General features: G+C 68.4%; 21 protein-coding genes. 10 read left to right on the forward strand and 11 right to left on the reverse strand.

Going from position 1 to position 19,755, the window contains the following annotated elements:
- The first annotated feature begins 43 nt into the window (after positions 1–43).
- Positions 44–898 carry an aldo/keto reductase gene (locus ACFVVI_RS21175; RefSeq protein WP_378990478.1) on the forward strand — a complete coding sequence of 285 codons (855 nt, stop codon included), beginning with the start codon at positions 44–46 and terminating at the stop codon, positions 896–898.
- On the opposite strand, the gene ACFVVI_RS21180 is transcribed toward ACFVVI_RS21175, so the two are convergent.
- Positions 879–2,060, reverse strand: coding sequence for an NAD(P)-binding domain-containing protein (locus ACFVVI_RS21180; protein ID WP_378990477.1), 1,182 nt, complete (start codon positions 2,058–2,060; stop codon positions 879–881). The genes ACFVVI_RS21175 and ACFVVI_RS21180 overlap by 20 nt on opposite strands.
- 32 nt (positions 2,061–2,092) lie before the next feature.
- On the opposite strand from ACFVVI_RS21180, the gene ACFVVI_RS21185 reads away from it, so the two are divergent.
- From ACFVVI_RS21185 to ACFVVI_RS21205, 5 genes are all read left to right on the forward strand, one after another.
- Positions 2,093–2,821 carry an enoyl-CoA hydratase gene (locus ACFVVI_RS21185; RefSeq protein ID WP_387446412.1) on the forward strand — a complete coding sequence of 243 codons (729 nt, stop codon included), beginning with the start codon at positions 2,093–2,095 and terminating at the stop codon, positions 2,819–2,821.
- Positions 2,821–3,954: an MBL fold metallo-hydrolase gene (locus ACFVVI_RS21190; protein WP_379316791.1), complete on the forward strand. Its 1,134-nt coding sequence runs from the start codon at positions 2,821–2,823 to the stop codon at positions 3,952–3,954. Before ACFVVI_RS21185 ends, ACFVVI_RS21190 begins: the two co-directional genes overlap by 1 nt.
- 27 nt (positions 3,955–3,981) lie before the next feature.
- Complete coding sequence (locus ACFVVI_RS21195; protein WP_301904870.1) at positions 3,982–4,227, forward strand: antitoxin; 246 nt, start codon at positions 3,982–3,984, stop codon at positions 4,225–4,227.
- A 48-nt stretch (positions 4,228–4,275) separates the two neighbouring features.
- Entirely contained in the window at positions 4,276–6,558 is a 2,283-nt protein-coding gene (locus ACFVVI_RS21200; protein WP_387446415.1) for an ATP-dependent DNA ligase, read from the forward strand.
- 77 nt (positions 6,559–6,635) lie between these two features.
- On the forward strand, positions 6,636–6,806 hold the full coding sequence (locus ACFVVI_RS21205) for an antitoxin (protein ID WP_379318498.1): 171 nt from the start codon (positions 6,636–6,638) through the stop codon (positions 6,804–6,806).
- Positions 6,807–6,945: 139 nt separating this feature from the next.
- On the opposite strand, the gene ACFVVI_RS21210 is transcribed toward ACFVVI_RS21205, so the two are convergent.
- The 5 genes from ACFVVI_RS21210 to ACFVVI_RS21230 form a co-directional block, all read right to left on the reverse strand.
- Entirely contained in the window at positions 6,946–7,587 is a 642-nt protein-coding gene (locus ACFVVI_RS21210; RefSeq protein ID WP_379220223.1) for a cysteine hydrolase family protein, read from the reverse strand.
- 51 nt (positions 7,588–7,638) lie between these two features.
- Positions 7,639–8,295, reverse strand: coding sequence for an ammonium transporter (locus tag ACFVVI_RS21215; RefSeq protein ID WP_387446416.1), 657 nt, complete (start codon positions 8,293–8,295; stop codon positions 7,639–7,641).
- Between the two features lie 159 nt (positions 8,296–8,454).
- The gene (locus ACFVVI_RS21220) at positions 8,455–9,195 is read right to left on the reverse strand and encodes an energy-coupling factor transporter transmembrane component T family protein (protein WP_379313145.1); all 741 of its coding nucleotides are present in this window, start codon (positions 9,193–9,195) and stop codon (positions 8,455–8,457) included.
- Positions 9,192–11,321 (reverse strand): ABC transporter ATP-binding protein, encoded by a 2,130-nt coding sequence (locus tag ACFVVI_RS21225; protein ID WP_387446419.1) that lies wholly within the window; start codon positions 11,319–11,321, stop codon positions 9,192–9,194. The genes ACFVVI_RS21220 and ACFVVI_RS21225 overlap by 4 nt, the downstream gene beginning before the upstream one ends.
- 81 nt (positions 11,322–11,402) lie before the next feature.
- Positions 11,403–12,323 (reverse strand): DMT family transporter, encoded by a 921-nt coding sequence (locus ACFVVI_RS21230; protein ID WP_387446420.1) that lies wholly within the window; start codon positions 12,321–12,323, stop codon positions 11,403–11,405.
- A gap of 84 nt (positions 12,324–12,407) precedes the next feature.
- Between ACFVVI_RS21230 and ACFVVI_RS21235 the strand changes: the two genes are divergently transcribed.
- Positions 12,408–13,355, forward strand: coding sequence for a LysR family transcriptional regulator (locus tag ACFVVI_RS21235; RefSeq protein WP_378990464.1), 948 nt, complete (start codon positions 12,408–12,410; stop codon positions 13,353–13,355).
- On the opposite strand, the gene ACFVVI_RS21240 is transcribed toward ACFVVI_RS21235, so the two are convergent.
- Positions 13,301–14,080: a phosphodiesterase gene (locus tag ACFVVI_RS21240; RefSeq protein ID WP_387446421.1), complete on the reverse strand. Its 780-nt coding sequence runs from the start codon at positions 14,078–14,080 to the stop codon at positions 13,301–13,303. The genes ACFVVI_RS21235 and ACFVVI_RS21240 overlap by 55 nt on opposite strands.
- A gap of 151 nt (positions 14,081–14,231) precedes the next feature.
- Positions 14,232–14,675, reverse strand: a complete 444-nt coding sequence (locus ACFVVI_RS21245; RefSeq protein WP_387446422.1) for a MarR family winged helix-turn-helix transcriptional regulator — start codon at positions 14,673–14,675, stop codon at positions 14,232–14,234.
- Positions 14,676–14,748: 73 nt separating this feature from the next.
- Between ACFVVI_RS21245 and ACFVVI_RS21250 the strand changes: the two genes are divergently transcribed.
- Positions 14,749–15,357 (forward strand): TIGR03086 family metal-binding protein, encoded by a 609-nt coding sequence (locus ACFVVI_RS21250; RefSeq protein WP_387446424.1) that lies wholly within the window; start codon positions 14,749–14,751, stop codon positions 15,355–15,357.
- 5 nt (positions 15,358–15,362) lie between these two features.
- On the opposite strand, the gene ACFVVI_RS21255 is transcribed toward ACFVVI_RS21250, so the two are convergent.
- Both ACFVVI_RS21255 and ACFVVI_RS21260 read right to left on the reverse strand, forming a co-directional pair.
- Positions 15,363–16,130, reverse strand: a complete 768-nt coding sequence (locus ACFVVI_RS21255) for an RluA family pseudouridine synthase (protein ID WP_379313139.1) — start codon at positions 16,128–16,130, stop codon at positions 15,363–15,365.
- A 97-nt stretch (positions 16,131–16,227) separates the two neighbouring features.
- Complete coding sequence (locus ACFVVI_RS21260; protein ID WP_379313137.1) at positions 16,228–17,214, reverse strand: adenylate/guanylate cyclase domain-containing protein; 987 nt, start codon at positions 17,212–17,214, stop codon at positions 16,228–16,230.
- A gap of 138 nt (positions 17,215–17,352) precedes the next feature.
- Between ACFVVI_RS21260 and ACFVVI_RS21265 the strand changes: the two genes are divergently transcribed.
- Positions 17,353–18,336, forward strand: a complete 984-nt coding sequence (locus tag ACFVVI_RS21265; protein WP_387446543.1) for an NAD(P)-dependent oxidoreductase — start codon at positions 17,353–17,355, stop codon at positions 18,334–18,336.
- Here the strand turns inward: ACFVVI_RS21265 and ACFVVI_RS21270 are convergent.
- Positions 18,318–18,782 carry a hypothetical protein gene (locus ACFVVI_RS21270; protein ID WP_387446426.1) on the reverse strand — a complete coding sequence of 155 codons (465 nt, stop codon included), beginning with the start codon at positions 18,780–18,782 and terminating at the stop codon, positions 18,318–18,320. The genes ACFVVI_RS21265 and ACFVVI_RS21270 overlap by 19 nt on opposite strands.
- Positions 18,783–18,910: 128 nt before the next feature.
- Here ACFVVI_RS21270 and ACFVVI_RS21275 point away from each other — a divergent pair, with 128 nt between their 5' ends.
- The gene (locus ACFVVI_RS21275) at positions 18,911–19,735 is read left to right on the forward strand and encodes a helix-turn-helix transcriptional regulator (protein WP_387446427.1); all 825 of its coding nucleotides are present in this window, start codon (positions 18,911–18,913) and stop codon (positions 19,733–19,735) included.
- The last annotated feature ends 20 nt before the right edge of the window (positions 19,736–19,755 follow it).

Below are 19,755 nucleotides of genomic sequence, written 5' to 3' on the forward strand. Positions count from 1 at the left end.
GCCGTCGTTGACGCCGCACCCAACCACTTCTACCTTCGAGAGGGTGACCTTCCGCAGCGAGAGCAGCCCTGTCCCCACCATCGTGCTCAATGACGGGAACGTGATCCCACAGCTCGGCTTCGGTGTGTTCCAGGTGCCCGCGGAAGACGTCACCGGGGTGGTGGCCGAGGCGTTGAAGGTCGGCTACCGCAGTATCGACACGGCCGCGGTCTACGGCAACGAGGAAGGCGTAGGCCGCGCCATCCGTGAATCGGGGATCCCCCGCGACGAACTCTTCATCACCACCAAGCTGTGGAACGCCGACCAGGGCTACGACAGCACCCTGCGCGCCTTCGATACCAGCATGGGGCGCCTCGGCCTGGATTATCTGGACCTGTATCTGATCCACTGGCCGGTTCCGTCGGCAGGCCGCTACGTCGACACGTTCCGCGCGTTCCAGGCGCTGAAGTCGCAGGGCCGGATCGGCTCGATCGGTGTCTCCAACTTCCGGGTGATCGATCTGGAGACCCTGATCGCCGACGCGGGCGAGATCCCGACGGTGAACCAGATCGAACTGCATCCCACGCTGTCCCAGCGTGACCTGCGGCAATACGACGCCAATCACGCGATCGCCACCGAAGCGTGGAGCCCGCTGGGGCAGGGCACGCTGCTCGGCAACCCCACCATCGTCGACATCGCCGAGCAGCTCGACCGCACCCCGGCGCAGGTGATCATCCGGTGGCACCTGCAGCTGGGCAATATCGTCATCCCGAAGTCGGTCACGCCGTCGCGGATCTCCGAGAATTTCGATGTGTTCACCTTCGAACTCGACGCCGAGGCGATGGAGTCGATCAGCCGCCTCGACTCGGGCAAGCGGGTCGGCGCCGATCCGTCGACGTTCAGTGCCGGTCTGGACTGAGCCCGAGGAAACCGGTCAGCTCGCGGGCTGCCGCCCGGCCCGCCCGATTGGCGCCGATCGTGCTGGCCGAGGGCCCGTAGCCGATCAGATGGATGCGCGGGTCGACGGCCACCTGCGTCGCCAACCGCCCGGTCATGGTGATCCCGCCGCCGGGTCCGCGCAGCCGCAAGGGCGCCAGATGATCCAGTGAGCTGCGGAAACCGGTTGCCCACAGAATCACGTCGGCGGCCTGGAAACTGCCGTCGGCCCAGCGCACGCCGGTGGGCTCGATCCGCTCGAACATCGGCAGCCGTCGCAGCGCACCCCGCTCGCGGGCGGCGCGCAAACGGTCGTCGAGCGGTAGGCCCGTCACCGAGACGACCGACCCCGGCGGCAGACCCGCCCGGACGCGGTCCTCCACCAGTGCCACCGCGTCGCGTCCGTCCTGCTCGGCGAACGGCGTTTCGCGCCAGCGCGGCTCCGACCTGGTGACCCATGTGGTGGAGGTCACGAGCGAGATTTCGTCGAGTAACTGCACCGCCGAGATGCCCCCGCCGACGACGACGACATGTTTGCCCGCGAACTCGTCGGCCGTGCGGTAGTCGCGGGTGTGCAACTGGCGGCCCGCGAAGGTGTCGGCGCCCGGATATCGGGGGATGAACGGGTGCTCCCAGGTGCCGGTGCCGTTGATCAGACCTCGCGTGCGAAGAGTGCCCGCGCCCTCGGTTTCGACCTGCAATACCTCGCCTCGGCCCGCGCAGCTCTGCCCGTCGGCGGTCCGATCGCAGACGACTTTGACCGTCACCTGCCGTTGAACCTGCAGGTCGAAGCGCTTTTCGTAGAGTTCGTAGTAGTGCGGCACCGCGCTGGCGGCTCGCGCCGACTCCGATCCCGCCGGCAGTGTCTCGGCGAAGGACATCCCCGGCAGGTCGTGCACCCGGTTCACGGTGGTCAGAGTCAGCGACGGCCACCGGAACTGCCAGGCGCCACCGGGGCCGGGTGCGTGGTCGACGATGCGGAAATCGCGTTCGGGCACCAGCCCGAGCTTGCGCAGGTGATAACCGGCGGAAAGCCCTGCCTGACCCGCGCCGATCACCAGGATGCCGAAATCCGTCCTCGCCACAGCCGTCGATGCTATCGCCTTGCCGGGCGTTGTCGGCGGGCTGTGGCAGAGTGTGAACATCCACGAAATCTGGGAGATTCTGGGGAGGATGCATGCTCGGCGTGACCCGCGATGGTGACGTGATCACCATCGAATTGCAGCGCGAGGAACGGCGCAACGCGCTCAACGAGGACCTGGTCGGGCAACTGCGCGCCGCGATGCTCGACGCGGTGGCGCAGGGTGCGCGTGCCATCGTGCTCACCGGCCGCGGGCCGATCTTCAGCGCGGGCGCCGATCTGTCGGGGGTGTACTCCGAGTCGTTCCTGAGCGGCCTGCTCGACATGCTGCACACGATCGAATCCGTGCCGGTTCCGGTGATCTCGGCGATCAACGGTGGTGCGCTCGGTGCGGGCGTGCAGCTGGCGCTGGCCTCGGATCTGCGGGTGATCGAGCCCGACGCCTACATCGCGGTGCCCGCGGCCAAGCTCGGCATCTCGGTCGATCGCTGGACGGTGTCGCGGCTGGCGGCCCTGATCGGTGGCGGCCCGGCCCGAACGATCCTGCTCGGCGCCGAATCCGTCTCCGCCGCAGACGCTTACGCCTACGGCTTCGCCAACAAGCTCGGCACGCTCGCCGACGCCAAGGACTGGGCCAAGTCCATCGCCGCGCTGGCGCCGCTGTCGCTGCAGGCCATGAAACTGATGCTCAACGACGACGGCACCGGCGATCCGGCGAGCGCGCAGCAGGAAGCCGCGCTGGCAGCCGCGTGGAGCAGCGACGACGCGAAAGAGGGCCGCCTGGCCCGGCAGGAGAAGCGCCCGGCGAAGTTCGTGGGGCGCTGATGCGGATCACACGTCTGGCAGGTTCGCTGGCGAGTACCTTCGGTCTCGCCTGGATGGCCCGCGCGGTGTGGGGCCTGCCCACCTCGATCGGTGCGGGCCCCTCGGCGATCGCGCCGACCGCGATCGGCAAGTCCTCCTATCGCGACGGCCGTTTCCACAACACCGAGCCGAGCTCGATGCTCGCCGCCGGTGCCGCGCCGTCGCTGATCTGGTCGGGACTCACCAAGGGACGTATCGGCCGCCCTGCCAATCCCGTCCCGCTGGTCACCCCCGCGGTTCCCGAGCAGGCCGCCGAGCTCGCGGTGACCTGGTACGGGCACGCCAGCGCCCTGGTGGAACTCGACGGTTACCGAGTGCTGGCCGACCCGGTGTGGAGTGAACGGGTTTCCCCGTCCCCGGTGGTCGGCCCCGCCCGCCTGCATCCTGTCCCCGGCGAGCTGGCGCAGGTGCCGCAGGTCGACGCCGTGATCATCTCCCACGATCACTACGACCACCTCGACAAGGCCACCGTCGACGAACTCGTCCGCACCCAGCTCGCGCCGTTCGTCGTACCCACCGGCATCGGCGCGCACCTGCGGCAGTGGGGCGTGCCCGAATACCGGATCATCGAGCTCGACTGGGGTGGCTCGGTCTCGCTCGGTCGCGATGCCGACGACCGTGGCCTCACCATCACCTGCGCCGAGGCCAGGCACTTCTCCGGCCGCGGGCTCGTCCGCAACACCACGCTGTGGGCGTCGTGGGCGCTGTCCGGCCCGACCAAGCGGGTCTACTTCGGCGGCGACACCGGCTACACCAAGGCGTTTTCCCAGGCCGGTGCGGTGCTCGGCCCCTTCGATCTCACGCTGCTGCCCATCGGCGCGTACGACGAGCGCTGGACCGATGTGCACATGAATCCCGAAGAGGCGGTGCGTGCCCACGCCGACCTGTGCCTCGGCGACGCAGGTTACGGCCTGCTGGTCCCGATCCACTGGGCAACGTTCAACCTGGCCTTCCACGGCTGGTCCGAACCCGTCCGGCGCCTGGTGTCGGCGGCCGCGGATGCGGGTACTCCGGTGGTAGTGCCCAAGCCGGGCCAGAGGGTGGTTCCGAATGACCTCCCACCACGGGATTCGTGGTGGGAAGATGTGGAATGACCCTCCTCGCGAAAGGAACATCGGCAGATGAGTCTCGTGGATACCTTGAAGGGCTTGCTCGGTAAGGGCAAGGTTGCGGTCGAACAGAACGCGGACAAGATCAATGAGGCGGTCGACAAGGCCGGCACCTTCATCGATGACAAGACCAAGGGCAAGTACAGCGACAAGATCGAGAAGGGCAAGGACGCGGCCAAGAAGGTCGTGCCCCCGCAGGCAGGCCCCGGCACTGCCCCCGGCGGCCCCGCTCCGACAGATCCGGGACCCAAGGCCTGATTCGGTGCGCGGGGACCGGTAGAAGGTCCCCGCCGTCCGATCGCGTCGATGGTCCGCCGGGAATTTCGGGGCGCGCCGGGTGAACCGGACATCGAGGTTGAGCTCAGCAACCTCGACAAGGTGCTGTACCCGGAGACCGGCACGACGAAAGGCGAAGTGATCGCCTACTATTCGGCGATCACCGAGGCGGCACTACCCCATCTCGCCGGCCGTCCGGTCACCAGGAAAAGATGGCCGAACGGGGTCGACCATGCCGATTTCTTCGAGAAGAACCTGCCCGAGCACGCGCCCGCGTGGATCCACCGGTCCGCGATCGAGCATTCCAGCCGCCGGGTGGTGTACCCGCTGATCGATTCCGAGGCCGGGATGGCCTGGCTCGCGCAGCAGGCGGCACTGGAAATCCATGTGCCGCAATGGCGTTTCGACGCGGACGAGCGCGGCCCGGCCACCAGGATCGTGTTCGATCTCGACCCCGGCTCCGGCGCGGGTCTGGCGGACTGCGCGCTAGTGGCGCTCGCGGTGCGCGACATGGTCGCCGACATCGGCATGCGGGCATTCCCGGTCACCAGTGGTAGCAAGGGGATTCACGTCTATGTGCCGCTGGATCGGCCGCTGAGTTCGGGTGGCGCGTCCACTGTCGCCAAGCAGGTGGCCACCAATCTCGAAGCGCTGCACCCGGATCTGGTGACGGCGACCATGGCGAAGGCGGCCCGCAAGGGCAAGGTGTTCCTGGACTGGAGTCAGAACAACGCCGCCAAGACCACCATCGCCCCCTATTCGCTGCGCGGTCGCGCCGAGCCGAATGCCGCCGCCCCGCGCACCTGGGCCGAGATCGAGGACTCGGACACGCTGCGTCAGTTACGTTTCGACGAGGTGCTTGCCCGCTGGAAGGCCGACGGCGACCTGCTGGCCGAACTCGATCCGCCGCTTCCCGCCGACCCCGAGGCCGGCCGGCCTACCGCCCGCCGCGATTCCCTCACCAAATACCGCAGCATGCGCGACGCGCAGCGGACGCCCGAGCCCGTCCCAGAGGCGACCCCCGAGCCCGGACCCGGCAATCGCTTCGTCATCCAGGAACATCACGCCCGCCGCCTGCACTGGGACGTGCGGCTCGAGCACGACGGCGTCCTCGCCTCCTGGGCGGTGCCCAAAGGTCCGCCGACCGAGCCGAAACACAATCGGCTGGCGGTGCGCACCGAGGATCATCCCCTCGAATACCTGCACTTCCACGGCACCATTCCCCAGGGCGAATATGGTGCGGGGGAGATGACGATCTGGGATTCGGGCACCTACGTCACCGAGAAATGGCGCTCCGACGAGGTGATCGTCGAGCTCGACGGAGAGCGGGTGTCCGGCCGCTACGCCCTCATCCAGACCAAGGGCGACCAGTGGCTGATGCACTACATGCGCGACCAGACCCGTCGAGAGCCCTTGGTGGACACCGGTTTCCCGCGCGGACTGTCGCCCATGCTGGCCACCGCGGGCGAAATCGAATCGCTGACCCCCGTGGACTGGGGCTTCGAAACCAAGTGGGACGGTTTCCGGGTGATCGTCGAGATCCACGACGGCACCGTCACCGTCCGCAGCCGCGCCGGCAACACGGTGACCGCCCGCTATCCGCGCCTGGCCGCCCTCGGCGAGGAGCTGGCCGGGCATCAGGTGGTCCTGGACGGCGAAGCGGTGGTTCTCGACGACGCCGGGCTCTCGGATATCTCTGCGCTGCAAGCAGATTCGGCCCGGGCGGTGTTCATCGCCTTCGACGTGCTCTACCTCGACGGCACCTCGCTGCTGCGGAAGAAGTACACCGACCGCCGGGCGGTGCTCGAGGCGCTGGGCAGATTGTCGCCGTCGATGAATGTCACCGCGCTGCTGGAGGGTTCGGGCGCCGAGGCGATGAACGCCAGCCGCGCGCAGGGGCAGGAAGGGGTGGTGGCCAAGCGGCTGGAATCGGTGTATCAGCCGGGCAAACGCAGCCAGACCTGGCTCAAGCAGCGCAACTGGCGCTCGCGCGAAGTGGTGGTCGGCGGGTGGCGGCGCAGCGACAAACGGCCGTTCAAGTCGCTGCTGCTCGGCATGCCGCACGAAGACGGCCTCATCTACGTCGGGCGGGTGGGTACCGGATTCGGAGACGAACAGTCGCGTCGGATCGCGGCCGAACTCGACGGACTGCGGCGCGAGACGTCCCCGTTCACCAACGAGATGACCGCCGACGAACGCCACGACGCGCAATGGGTTACCCCGAAGCTCACCGGCACCGTCCGCTTCCAGGCGTGGACCGATACCGGACGGCTCTGGCATCCCGTATGGGACGGTGTGACGAGCTCGCCATGATGATGCCCACCGTGAAAGCTGTGATGTTGCTACGGTAATCGCGTTGGACCCGGTATCGAATCAACAAGGAGTGCGCGGTGGATTTCAAGAACCTGGCGGGCAAGGCGATGGACCTGGCTGCCCAGCATGCGGACAAGGTCGACGGCGTGATCGACAAGGCGGGTGACGTGGTCGACGAGAAGACCGGCGGCAAGTTCAGCGGCCAGGTCGACTCCGCACAGGACGCAGCCAAGAACGCCATCCGCTGAATTTCTTGGCGGCTGGCGCCGCGGGGTTTTCGGCCCTGTGGGCCTCGAATCCGAGGGGCGATACTGCGCCTTCGGCGTTCCGTCTCGCCCCTCGGATCCGAGGCGGCCGAAAACCCAGTGCTGGGAGTTCGCCGGGCTGTCAGTTTCCGGTCATCAGGGCGGAGATCGTGTCGACATCGGTGACCAGGGCATTGCCCTGGAATGCGAAGTCGTCGTAGGCGCGCGCCATCGCTTCCTTGTCGCGACCGCCGCAGGCGTCACCGATCACCACGGGCACGAAACCCAGATCGGTGGAGTGGGTGACGGTGGGCGCGATGCCGATCTCGAGTGCGACGCCGGCGATGGCGTAGGAGCCGATCCGCAGATCGCGCAGGAGAGTAGCGAGGGGTGTGCCCTCGAAGGCCGACATCGACATCTTGTCGAAGACCAACTCGTCTTCGCGCGGCACCAGCTCGGGCACCAGCTCGAACGAGGGCGTGTCGCGTTGCAGAATGAAGGCCACGTCGTCGACGGATTCGGCGTTCTGCCAGCTCATCAGCAGCCGCATCCCGTACACCCCGGTCAGTCGCCGTGGCGGGAAGAAGTGCCGGAGGAAGATCACCGGATAGCCGCCGCGCCGGGCGGCTTCGACCACCCGCACGACGCGTTCGGTGATCTCCTGGCCGTCGGGCAGCTGGCCGAGAACCCCGACCTGCATGTCGTAGACGATCAGCGCCATCCGGTCGGGCGCGCACAGATCGCCGAGGCTATCGGGAATGTCGAGTCCGTTTCCTTGTCGCACCGACGCCAGTGTAGGCGCCGGTGCGAGGGAGGAATCGAACTGTGGCGCACACTATTTGGTCTGCTGGGCCCACTGCGTGGTACCTGCCGGCGCCTGGAGGGTGTTGATCAGATCCATGCCCGCGATGACCAGCGCGGGTCCACCGACGATGATCGTGCCGATGATGCCGCCGACGCTGGCGCCGGTGACGAAGCCCGGAATCGCGCCGACACCGGGGATGAGGACACCGCCGACGATCAGGCCGATCACCGCGCCGAGACCCATGCCGACGAAGCTGCCGACGGCGGTGGCCAGACCGAAGGTGGATGCGAAGTTCGCCTGTGCGGCATAGTTTTCGGCGGGTGAGGCGACCGGCGTGAGGTTGGGCTTGGCCGCGGCGACGTCCTTCACCGCGGTCAGCTCGAGTACGTGGCCGTCGTCGCGAACCGCGTGCGGCAGTGGGTACTCGAACTTGCCGTCGCGGACCGAGAGCGGCATCGACACCAGGGTGGCGCCTGCTTCGTCGCGGATCTCGACCGTACCGCCGGTGACGGCGAAGGTGCCGTGGGTGAGGGTGGTGATGAGGGTGTTGCCGACGACCTCGGTGCGGTAGTCGACATTCGGCGTCACCGGGTCGGCTCCGGCGACTCCGGCTCCCACCAGTGCGGCGGCGAGCATCGGAACAGCGGCCGCGGCGATTTTGCGGATGATCATGTGAACATTTCCCATCTGGATCTCATCAGGTGTGAGGTGCTCGAACAGGCGCCGTGATGATGACTTCCCCCCGAGAAAGTTTCGTGACCGGCGCGTGAAGCTGCCTAGCTCGATTTCTGTGAGGAACCATAGCTTGCACCAGGGTTTCGGGACAGTGAATTCGGGGTATTGCGCTCAGCCGATGATGGTGCTCAGCGCCACGGCGCCCGCGCAGACCACGACGACCACGCCGAGTGCGATGGCGTCGCGGCGGTGCGGCGCGCTCGGATGCGCCGTCAGCATGCCGGTGCCGCCGCGGGCGGTGATCGCCTCGCCGAGTTCGCCTGCGCGCCGCGACGACACCGCCATGCACGCGGTGAGGATGTCGATGAGCGGGTTGTCGGCGGCGCGGTGCATCAGGTTGTCCTTGGGGCGCAGTCGGCGTGCGGCGCGCAGCACCCGGATCTCGTCGAACAGCAGCGGCAATCCGCGCAGGGTGAGCGCCACGACCACGGCCCATTCGTCGACCGGCAGTCGCAACTTGCGCAGCGGCGCGCCGAGTTTCGCGAGGGCGGGGGCGATCTCGCCCATCGGCGTGGTGAAGGCGATCAGGAACGAGGCGGCCACCAGGACCATTCCGAAGACGAAGATCTGTGTGTAGCCGAGCACCGCCTTCATTCCGATCGGCGCGTTGATCAGGCCGCCGAGCACGACGAGTCCCCAGAACCACCACGGCAGCCGGGGGATCGCGCCGAGTGGCAGCCGCGCGAGTACCCAGATCAGTACCAGGAAGGCCGTGATCACGCCGAGCACCGGCCAGGTCGGCAGGAACATCAGCAGCAGGCTGATCAGGAACGCGGCGATCATCTTCGTGCCTGCCCACAGGCGGTGCACGACACTGTCGACCGGGACTTCACGCAGCAGCACTGTGCTCATGGGGTCGTGCCTTTCGGTGCGCTGGTGTGGGCCGTCGCGCCCTCGTCGCCGCGGCGGCCGAGGGGCAGGCCGGCCACGAAGGCCGGCTTCTCCAGTGCGCGTTCGGTTCTCGGGATCGCGTGACCGTCGGCCGAGACCACCACACCGTCGTCCAGGTGCACCGTGCGGTCGCAGACCATCGCCATCTCGGCGACATCGTGCGAGATGATGATCAACGTCAGTCCCGAATCCCGCAGCCGGGCGAGCAGTTCCACGATCTCGGCGCGCCCCTGTGGATCCAGGCCCGCCAGCGGTTCGTCGAGGACGACAACCTGCGGCCGGCTCGCCACCATCGCGGCGAGGACCACCCGCTTGGCCTGTCCGCCGCTGAGTTCCTCCACCGAACGGGCGGCGAGGCGGCGGTCGAGCCCCACCGCGTCCAGCGCTTGCCCGACCGCACCGGACCCGGTGGCCCGCCCGCCCCAATCGGCGATCTCCGCGCCGACTGTCTGCTTCTGTAGTTGCAAGCGGGAATGCTGGAAGGCCAGCGCCACCCCGCCGACCTGTTTGTCGACCGCGGTGCCGCGCAGTTCGCAGCGTCCCGAGCTCGGCGCGATCAGGCCCGCGATGATCCAGGCGAGCGTTGATTTGCCCGATCCGTTGCCGCCGACGATCAGCAGCGCCTCGCCCTTGCGGACCGACAGGTCGACACCGTGCAGGGCCGGTGCTTCCCACGGCGTGCCGCGGTTGTAGGTGTGGCGCACGTCGGCGAGTTCGAGGACGGAGGCGCCCATCGGCCTGCGGCGCTGGTCGCGGGCCGGATGGGGCCAGCTCGCGAGGTGGTCGACCATCCGGCCGTCGGCGAGGTGGATCACCCGGTCGGCGGCGGTCGCGTCGGCTTCGTGGTGGGTCACCAGGACCACGGCGGTGCCGTGCCGGCGCGGGAGCTCGGCCAGGAGGGCGACGAGCTCGCGACGGCCGTCGGGGTCGATCATCGAGGTGGCTTCGTCGGCGATGAGCAGCGCCGGGCGGCGCGCGAGCGCGGCGGCCACGGCGAGACGCTGTTGCTGGCCGCCGGAGAGGGTGGCGGTTTCGCGGGCGCCCATGTCGGCGAGGCCGACCTCGGCGAGGAGCGCGTCGACGTCGACCTCGGCGGCAGACTCCGCCGAAAGCCCCCACACCACATCGTCGGCGACCGAGACGCCGAGAGTCTGGCTCTCGGGTCGCTGCAGGACCAGTGCTGTCCCGCCGAGCGCGCCCAAGCCTGCCGATCCCGGACGATCCACCGCACCCGTGGTCGGCGGCCTGCCTGCCAGGACCCGGGTCAGGGTCGACTTGCCGGAGCCGTTGTGGCCGACGACGGCGACGAACTCGCCCGGGCGAATGGTGAGGTCGATGTCGGCCAGTGCGTCGACATTCGTGCCCTCGTACCGGTAGCCGACGCCGTGCAGGGATACCGGCAGCGGCCCGACCGGCCGATCGTCGAGCGGCGCGTCGAGTCGATCGCTGCCCGGCAACCACGCCAGGCGATCGAGTACCGCCCCGAGCACGAACCAGGAGATCACCGTGCTCACCAGCACGCCGAGCGCCACCGTGCCGCCGACGTAGATCCACCACCAGCGCAGCACCACGTCGACGGCTTCGGCGGCCATCCGGCCGAGCGGCTCCAGCGCGGGCAACCGGCCCGCCAGATTCTCGATGCCCTTCGCGGTATTGCGGATCGCGTCGAAGAACAGGTCTCTGGTTCGTGAGAAGAGCAGCAGACTGCCGACGGAGAACACCCCCCAGCCCACACCGGCGACGATTCCGAGCGCGAACACCGTGGGGAATCCGCCGCCCCGGCGCTTCACGGTCCCGATGATTCCCGCCAGGGTGGCCGCGCCCATGACGCCGAGCGCGGGCATCACGCCGGCCGCCACGAAGGTGACCAGCGTGGCCGCGATTGTGGCCGTGACCAGTGCTCGTAACCGATACCGCTGGGCGAGCAGGCCCAACGGCACTGCTGCGACGAGCTGCAACGCGGCCGCCATGGGAACGAGTGAGCCGACGGTGATGAGGCCGACGGTGAGCCCGGCCATCACCGCGCCGCTCGCCAGTTCGATCGGGCGCAGGGGACCGCTGGGCAGACCCGCGGGCTTGTCTCTCACGTGTCCAGTCTGCCAGGGGGTCGGGTGTGCGGGTGTGGGGCTGATGTGGAGGTTGTGTGGGGTTGTCGGCAGGCGTGTCGGCTATCGAAGCGCAGGGGCGGCGTCGTCCTGGCGCACGGCGGCGACCTGTGGGCGTCGCCGGAACATGCTCGGCCGCAAGCGCGCGATCGCGACGCCGGTCAGGCACAGGGCGCCGCCGAGGAGTGCGGTGGCCGTGGGGACCTCGGCGAGGAAGATCCAGGACATGACGATGGCGAGGGCGGGAACGGCGTAACTCGACGACGCGGTGACTCCCGCGGGGGTGTGGGCCAGGGCGTAGGCCCACAGCAGGAAGGCGAGGGCGGTCGAGACGACGCCCAGGTATACGACGCCGATGGTGGCGGAGAGCGGGGCTTGTGCCAGTTCCTGTGTCATTGTCGGTGCCCACGGCAGCAGGACGACGGCTCCGGCGACCGCGCCGAGGGCGGTCGCGGTCAGCGGGTCGGTGGACCGCAGCACCAGCTTCTGCGCCACCACGCTGATGCCGTAGAGCAGGGCGGCCGCTACCGCGAGCAGCACGCCGATGCGGTCGCGCTGTCCTGGTCCGGTGAACGCGATGATCGCGGCGCCGGTGAAGCTGACCGCGATGCCGACGACCAGCAGCGGCGGGAAGCCTTCGTTCAGGAACGACCCGGCCAATACGGCGACCACGATCGGCGCGATGTTCACCAGCAGGGCGGTGGTGCCCGCGTCGAGATGCTGTTCGGCGGCGTTCACCAGCACGGTGTAGAGCCCGAACCACAGCGCGCCGTAGGCCATCGTGAGCCACAGCGCCGTGCCGCGCGGCATCCGGCCGCCGCGAAACGCCAGCACCAGCACCAGCACGACAGCGCCGACGAGCAGCCGCCCGGATGCCATCGCCGCGGGCGATACGTAGGGCGCGATGCCGCGGATGATCACGAACGACGATGCCCAGGCGAGCATCACGGCGACCAGGGCGAGAGCGGGCAGGCGTGACTTCATTCCTCTACGGTGGACCCGTGAAGAGGTAAGCACAAGCGGGTATTCGCCATCTAATATTCAGTAGAACTGAATCGAGGAATTCGCATGATCGACACGCACCGCTTGATGATCTTCCGATCCGTGGTCGCGACCGGCTCGGTGGCCGCGGCGGCCTCGACGCTCGGTTACTCGCCGTCGGCGATCTCCCAGCACCTGACCGCACTCCAGCGCGAGACCGGCTTGCAGCTGCTGGAACGAGTCGGTCGCGGCGTGGTGCCGACCCCGGCGGGCCGGGTGATCGCGGGGGAGGCCGCCAAGGTGCTCGACGAGTTGACCGCGCTCGGGTCGACGGTGTCGGACCTGCGCGCGGGCAAGGCCACCCGGATCACGATCAACTCGTTCAGCTCGGCGGGCACCAACTGGATGCCCGACGTGGTCGCCACCCTCACCCACGAATTCCCCGACACCAGGGTTCGCCTGCGCATCGTCGACGAACTGGCCCCGGTGTCGGGCAACCGTCCCGATATCGCCCTCACGGTGCGCTTGGGCAAACCGGCGCAGATCACCGGCTACACCCACCGCGACCTGATGACCGAGCCCTACGTCGCCGTGGTCCCCGCCGACCACGAACTGGCGACACGTACCACCGTCGACGTCGCCGAACTCGAGCGATACCGCTGGATCGACAACGACACCAGCCACGGACCGTGCAGGCAGGCGATGCTGAACGCCTGCGCCGCAGCGGGTTTCACGCCTCGGTTCGTGGTGGAGACCACCGACTACCCGTCCGCCCTGCGATTCGTGGCGCGCGGTGTCGGCATCACCGTCGTTCCCCGTCTCGGCGCCACGGACCTGCCGCCCGGTTCGCGCGCGCTGGAGCTGACCAACCCGACGCCGCGCCGCACGATCTGCGCGCACATCAAGGACTCCGAGTCGTGCAACCCGGTCGTCACCCGGACGATGGAGTTGCTGCGGGTGGCCGCGGGCTTGCCGGGCGGTCAGTCGGGTGGGGGCTCGGACAGCCAGCCGCCCATCGCGACTGTCCGGAAATGAGTTGTCAGGCCGAAGTTCTCGTCGATGACATGCAGCGCGATAGCCGGGTCGGGTGCGTAGTCCATGACGCGGTGAGGTGGCGTCACTTCCCATTCGCCGCCGAGGACGGAAGCCGTACTGGGACAGGTGATCATGGGTTTGCCCGCGAAGATCGTCGCGATGGGGGCGTGGGCGTGGCCGGTGAGAATGCCGACGATGCGTGGATCGCCCGCCACCACCGCGGCCAGCCGGCCGGGATCGGCGAGCGCGATGACATCGACCACGGGACTGAACACGTGCTTGGGCGGATGGTGCAGGGCCACCAGGATCGGCCCGTCCGGCGCCTCGGCGAGCGTCGCGCGCAGCCAGTCGAAGGTGTCCTCGCCCAGCAGGCCCGCGGGTTCACCGGGGATGCTCGAGTCGAGCATGACGACGGTGAGCGGCCCGACGCGGTGGACGCTGTTGACGGGAGTGGTCGAGGCGGGCTCGCCCAGCAGTGCGGTGCGGAAGTTCGCGCGGTCGTCGTGGTTGCCGGGCAGCAGGTACACGGGGATGTCCGCTTGCAGGGCAAGGCGTGCTTGCGCGTACTGCTCCGGCGTGCCGGAGTCGGTGATGTCGCCGGTCACCAGGATGACGTCGGGCCTGCGTGGCAGGTCCGCCAGGTAGCCCATCACCGCCTCCACCCGTTCGGCGTTGCGCGCGCTGAGGTCGAAGTGGGTATCGCTGAGCTGAGCCGCCAGGATCATCGGCAGTCGCTTTCTTCTCTGGGATCGCTCCGTTGCGTCAGAGTGCGCCGGTATGACTCATCGGCACCTCTCCAGGCTAGATGACCTGCGTTTATTCGTCTTCATGAGCCGTGCCACGGACCGAAACCCACGAGGTGGTCTGTGTCACCGCTCACCCGGGTGATTTCGCGGTTCGGGTGCGGTCGGCGAGCAGCTGTAGTACGCGCAGGAAAGTGTGGCGATCGGCGGCGGGTAGGTCGGCCAGTAGTCGCTTCTCCTGTTCCTGGATGTCGTGCTGGGCGCGGTCGCGCAGCTTCGCGCCGTCGGCGGTGAGCCGGATCAGGTTGACGCGCCGGTCGGCCGGATCGGGGTCGCGCAGGATCAGGCCGCGCTGCTGGAGGTCGTCGAGGACCGGGATGATCCGGGTCTTGTCCGCCCGGATCGTCTTGGCGAGCGCGGCCTGGGTGTGGACGGGCCCTTCGTCGAGTCCGAGCAGTACCACGTAGGCCCACATGGTGAGCCCGTGCCGGTCGAGGACGGGCCGCTCCGCCTCCGTCAGCGCACGGCCGAGCGGGACGAGCATGGCCGCGAGATCCGGCCGGGTCGCTTTCGGCATGGTCGAAATCTACCGCCGGACGGGTCGGTCGATGACCCTTGGCAGATCATAAGCATGAGCGTACGGTCAGCATATGCGTACTATCTCTGAGGAAGATCGACTTCTCCTGGTCCGGCACGAGCGCGCGGTGCGGCTGAGTATCGACGCGGTCGAGGCGGCGTCCGATTCCGCACTGTCGACCGAAACGCCCTGTGCCGGTTGGGATCTACGTGCTCTGCTGGACCACATGGGCACCCAGAATCGTGGTTTCGCCGCCGCCGCTCGCGGTGCGAACGCCCCGGCGGTCTGGGCGGTGCGCCCCGCGATCGATCCGATCGGCGACTACATCCGGTCCGCCCACGACGTCGTCGCGGCCTTCGCCGCCTGCCAGGCCCGCACCCTGCGTCTCCCCGAAATCCCACCGGGCGAGTTCCCGGTCGCGACCGCCCTCGGCTTCCATCTCATCGACAGCGTCGTCCATGCCTGGGATGTCGCCCGGTCGGTAGGCCGAGCGATCGACCTGGACCCCGACCTGGCCCCGACCGCTCTGCGGATCGCCGAAGCGGTCCCCACCGGCACGGCTCGCCGGCGCCCCGGCGCCGCGTTCGGCCCCGCGCTCGAGGTCGCGGACACGACGGCAACTCTGGACCGCATCTTGCGCGTTCTCGGCCGTGCGCCCGAGTGGCTGCCGAGCCGGGCGTGAGGGTGTCAGCCGGAAATCAGTTGTGCGGCGGTGTGGAGAAGCCGGGCGCTCTCGTCCGGGTCGGACGTGAACGGCTCCCAGAAATCGGGGCCGGGGGTGGCTTCCAGATCGAGCAGCGGTGGGGTGAGCCAGTCGGCGTCGAGGCCGAGTCGCCAGGAGTGCAGGTGGGTGCGGGGCAGCGCGGCGGTGCGGTCGAACAGCGGGTCGCCCAGGATCGGGTGGCCGATCCAGGCCAGCTGCACGCGGATCTGATGGCGGCGCCCGGTCACCGGCCGCAGGGCGAGCAGTGCGTGCTCGCCGTGCCGGGCGACCGTGCTGAACAAGGTGCGCGACGGATAGTTCTTCGCGGGCAGCAGATCCGCCTCGTCGACGAACCACCGGTCACCCTCGCGCTGGATCGCCTCCCGTGGCGCCGCGATCCGCACCCGGTTCTTGCGCCCCACGCTCAACGGCAGATCGATCTCACCGCCATCGGGCAGGTCGGCGCCCGACACGATCGCCAGATACGCCTTGCGCGCGGTCTGATTGTTGAACTGCCTGGTCAGCGGTCCGTGCGCGGCCAGATCGGTAGCCAGTAGGACCAGTCCCGAAGTCACCTTGTCGATCCGGTGCACCGGATACAACTGCGTTCCCGCCGCCTGTGCCAACTCCACCAGATCGGTGTCGTGTCGCTCCCCGGTCACCGAGATCCCCGACGGTTTGTTCAACGCGAGCACCGCGTCATCGGCGAACACGGTGTACTCCTCGCGCACGCTGCGCCAATCCAAGTCCACTACAACACCCTAGGCAACGGTGTGCCGGCGCCGCTCGACGGCTGGTCAGCGGGCCGCCCCGCCGGAGCTGTGCACCTCGAAGCTGTGCACGTCGCGATCATGCCTGCCGCAGGCGGTGGGGGCGTAGGCGGTTGAAACCGCGAACGCGGACGCTGCGCAGGTGGCGGATGGCGAATTCGGGGTGGTCGTCGAGGGCCGAAGCCGCGGCGTCGTCGATGAGGATGTTGCCCGGCCGGGCAACGCCGGTCAGGCGGGCGGCGATATTGACCACCGAGCCGTAGAGGTCGCCGAAGCGTTGCAGCACCTCGCCGTAGGCGAACGCCACGCGCAGTTCCGGCGTGCCACCGACGAGCATGGTCGACTCCTGGATGGCCAGCGCGATGCGGGCGGCGGCGGCCGCGGTCTCGGCGGCGAACATCACCTCGTCGCCGACGTTCTTGATCACCCAGCCGCCGTTGTCGGTGATCGCCGAGGTGGTGGTCGATTCGAAAGCTTCGAGGAGCGTGGACAATTCGTCGGGGTGCAGGTGCCTGGTGAGCCGGGTGAAGCCGACCATGTCGGCGAATCCCACCGCCAGCGTCCGCATCGAACCTTCGCCCTGCGCCTCGCTCGACCTGGCGACCGCGGCCGCCAGGTGCCTGCGCCACACGTACGACTGCAACTGGTCGATGCTCGCCATGGTGGATTCCGTTGCGGCGCTGATCCGTTCCGTCAGCGGAATCGCGGGATCGGCCGCGGCGACGCGTGCCTTGATCTCGGCCAGCACCAGGTCGGCCTGCCACTCCGCCAGCCGCGCCATGCCCTGGCCGATCGTCCGCGCGGCCGCGGCCTGTTGCCGAATATCGGACGAGGCAACAACTTTCATACTCCGAAAGTTGGTGACCGCGGTGATATCGGTCTGCGTGAAGTCGACCTCGTCGTCCTCATTGGCCGGAAAACCCAGCGCCGTCCAGAGCCGCCGCGACTCCGACTCCGGCACCCCCGACTGCTCGGCCACCTGCGTGCGCGTATATCGACGCGGCCCACCGAGCAGCGCTTCCTCGATACTGCGCTGCACCAATTCGGTCATCTCGGGCTCCGACATACTCAGACTCTACGACTGCGCCGCGCGAGTGACAGGCATCCTCGTCTCCACATTGGCAACGTTCATAAATCCGGGTCGGTGACACCTGGCACAACGCCGTCCTGCCTGGTAACCCGTGACCTGGTCGCTTACCTGCCGGTGCGCAACGGATGGCGTAAGTGCGTACTTGTCCGCCTGCGGACCCGAATCGACACTCGGTCCAGGCGGGTCGTCCGATCGACCTCGCGGACAGGAGTGGACATGATCAAGAAATCGGTGACGGTGCTGGGCACCGGGTCGATGGGCAGCGCGCTGGCCACCGCCTTCCTCGCCGCGGGCTACCGCACCCAGGTCTGGAACCGCAGCCACGAACGAACGACGCCCCTGGTGGACGCGGGCGCGACCGCGCACGCCGACATCGCCGATGCCGTCGCCGCGAGCCCGGTGATCATCTCCTGCCTCACCACCTTCGCCGCTACCCGAGAGAGCCTGCTCGGCGTCGACGCGCTGGCGGGCCGCGACCTCATCACCCTGAACAGCGGAACACCCGATCGGGCAAGGGAATTCGCGCATTTCGCGCATTGCTCAGGTGCACGCTTTCTCGGCGGTGCGATCAAGAATGTACCTGCGGCCGTAGGTGATCCGCAGACGCTGCTGTATTTCGGTGGCGATCGCGACGTGTTCGACACGCACGCCGCTACCCTGCGGATACTGGGTGGCGATCTCGAATTCCTCGGTGCCGAACCGGATCTGGCCGCGCTCTACGAATCCGCCGTCGGCGCGACCCTGCTCCCCGCGCTGCTCGGCTTCCTCGAAGGCGCGGCGGTATTGGCCTCGCGCGGACTGGCCGCGTCGACGATGGTGCCCTATTCGGTGAAGTGGTTGCAGATGATCGAGTCGCTGCTCCCGGTGCTGGCGGGCGAGATCGACGACAGGGACTACACCCGCCTCGGCTCCTCGGTCGAGCTGTTCCACACCGCCGTCGCCGACGATGTGCGGCTCGGCGCCGAAACGGGCGTCGACCTGTCCTGGCACGCCCCGATGCACGAGCTACTGGACCGCGCGGTCACCGCGGGGCACGGCGCGCAGAGCATCACCGCGGTGATCGAGCTGTTGAAGGCGCGTCAGCGCAGCACGCTGTAGGTGGCCGACAGGGTGAAGCCGTGCTCGCCGACCTCGCAGCTCACCGTCCCCTGATAGCCGACGCCGCAGGTGGTGTTCTCCCGCGTGATCCGGTGACCTTCGGGGAGCACCTTCGCGGCCGGGTGGGTGAAGATCGGGCTGTCGGCGTCGACGAAGTGCGCCGCTTCGAGGATCCCGACCCGGAGCTGGTCGGTGCCCGCGGGCGCGTCGATCGGGACCGCGTCACACCCGGCCGGGCCGTTGTTCCAGTAGATGGCGCAGTGCCGTCCATCGGGCGTGGTGAAGAAGACGGTGCCCGCGTATTCGGGTTCGGGAACCTGGTAGTCGACGGGGTCTACCGGCGTGTAGTCACCGAGTCCCGACTGCGCGGCGGCCGGTCCCGCGGCCAGGAAACCGGCGGCCAGCGCGGCCCCGGACAGAACGGTGAGTGCGGATCGGATCAACATGGACGTCCTCCCTCGACTTGTTGTACCCGGTATTTCGCCGCCCCGACGCACCTCGTTAACCAACCGAACAATTCCCTTCGCATGATGCGATGCACGCGTATCCGCCGCTACCTTCTACGCTGGCTGCCATGTCGTCACCCGCTCTCGGCGAGTTCCTTCGTACCCGGCGCGCCCGCATCCAACCCGCCGCCGTCGGACTGAGCGAATACGGTCGCCGCAGGATGGTCGGATTGCGTCGCGAGGAAGTGGCGCAGCTGGCCGGTATGAGTGTGGATTACTACACCCGGTTGGAGCGGGGGCGCGATGAGGATTACCCCGATTCGGTGCTCGACTCCGTTGCCCGCGCCCTACGTCTCGACGCTGCCGAGCGCGACCACTTCTACACGCTGGTTCGTCCCGCCGACCCCGACTACAACTACGCCCCGACCGTTCGCCCCGGCACCCGGCTGCTGCTCCACTCGATCACGACGCCCGCGTTCGTGCTCGGGCGCCACATGGAAGTGCTGGCCTGGAACGACATGGGCGACAAGGTCTTCGGCTTCGACGCGGTCACCGACCCCGAACGCAATCTGGCTCGCTTCACGGTGCTGAACCCCGCGGCGGGCGTGTTCTATCCCGACTGGGAACCGGTTGCCGCGGAGACCGCCGCCTATCTCCGTCGCCAGGTGGACCGCTGCCCGCGCGATCGCAGGCTGACCTCACTCATCGACGAACTCACCGCCGCCAACCCGGTGTTCCACCGCATCTGGTCGATCCACACCCCGGCAGGCAATACGCACGGCGACAGGCTGATCCAGCATCCGTTGGTCGGCCGGATCGAATTCGGTTACGAGACATTGGCTTTGCCGGGTGATCTGGATCAGCTGCTGGTGGTGTACACCGTGCACCCGGATTCGGCGGCAAGCCAGGCGGTCGCCGCGTTGGGTGCGCGGGAACTGGTCGGCGCCAGCTGACCGGGCAGTTCACACCGGGG

It is taken from the genome of Nocardia sp. NPDC058114, from assembly GCF_042884695.1.
Taxonomy (GTDB): domain Bacteria; phylum Actinomycetota; class Actinomycetes; order Mycobacteriales; family Mycobacteriaceae; genus Nocardia.

Coding starts and splice junctions, on each gene's coding strand:
- ACFVVI_RS21240 (WP_387446421.1), bottom strand. CDS start 14,080: ATGATCCTGGCGGCTCAGCTCAGCGATACCCACTTCGACCTCAGCGCG.
- ACFVVI_RS21270 (WP_387446426.1), bottom strand. CDS start 18,782: ATGTTGATCCGATCCGCACTCACCGTTCTGTCCGGGGCCGCGCTGGCC.
- ACFVVI_RS21220 (WP_379313145.1), bottom strand. CDS start 9,195: ATGAGCACAGTGCTGCTGCGTGAAGTCCCGGTCGACAGTGTCGTGCAC.
- ACFVVI_RS21195 (WP_301904870.1), top strand. CDS start 3,982: ATGAGTCTCGTGGATACCTTGAAGGGCTTGCTCGGTAAGGGCAAGGTT.
- ACFVVI_RS21245 (WP_387446422.1), bottom strand. CDS start 14,675: ATGCCGAAAGCGACCCGGCCGGATCTCGCGGCCATGCTCGTCCCGCTC.
- ACFVVI_RS21185 (WP_387446412.1), top strand. CDS start 2,093: ATGCTCGGCGTGACCCGCGATGGTGACGTGATCACCATCGAATTGCAG.
- ACFVVI_RS21275 (WP_387446427.1), top strand. CDS start 18,911: ATGTCGTCACCCGCTCTCGGCGAGTTCCTTCGTACCCGGCGCGCCCGC.
- ACFVVI_RS21260 (WP_379313137.1), bottom strand. CDS start 17,214: ATGTCGGAGCCCGAGATGACCGAATTGGTGCAGCGCAGTATCGAGGAA.
- ACFVVI_RS21235 (WP_378990464.1), top strand. CDS start 12,408: ATGATCGACACGCACCGCTTGATGATCTTCCGATCCGTGGTCGCGACC.
- ACFVVI_RS21230 (WP_387446420.1), bottom strand. CDS start 12,323: ATGAAGTCACGCCTGCCCGCTCTCGCCCTGGTCGCCGTGATGCTCGCC.
- ACFVVI_RS21200 (WP_387446415.1), top strand. CDS start 4,276: ATGGTCCGCCGGGAATTTCGGGGCGCGCCGGGTGAACCGGACATCGAG.
- ACFVVI_RS21250 (WP_387446424.1), top strand. CDS start 14,749: ATGCGTACTATCTCTGAGGAAGATCGACTTCTCCTGGTCCGGCACGAG.
- ACFVVI_RS21215 (WP_387446416.1), bottom strand. CDS start 8,295: ATGGGAAATGTTCACATGATCATCCGCAAAATCGCCGCGGCCGCTGTT.
- ACFVVI_RS21180 (WP_378990477.1), bottom strand. CDS start 2,060: ATGTTCACACTCTGCCACAGCCCGCCGACAACGCCCGGCAAGGCGATA.
- ACFVVI_RS21190 (WP_379316791.1), top strand. CDS start 2,821: ATGCGGATCACACGTCTGGCAGGTTCGCTGGCGAGTACCTTCGGTCTC.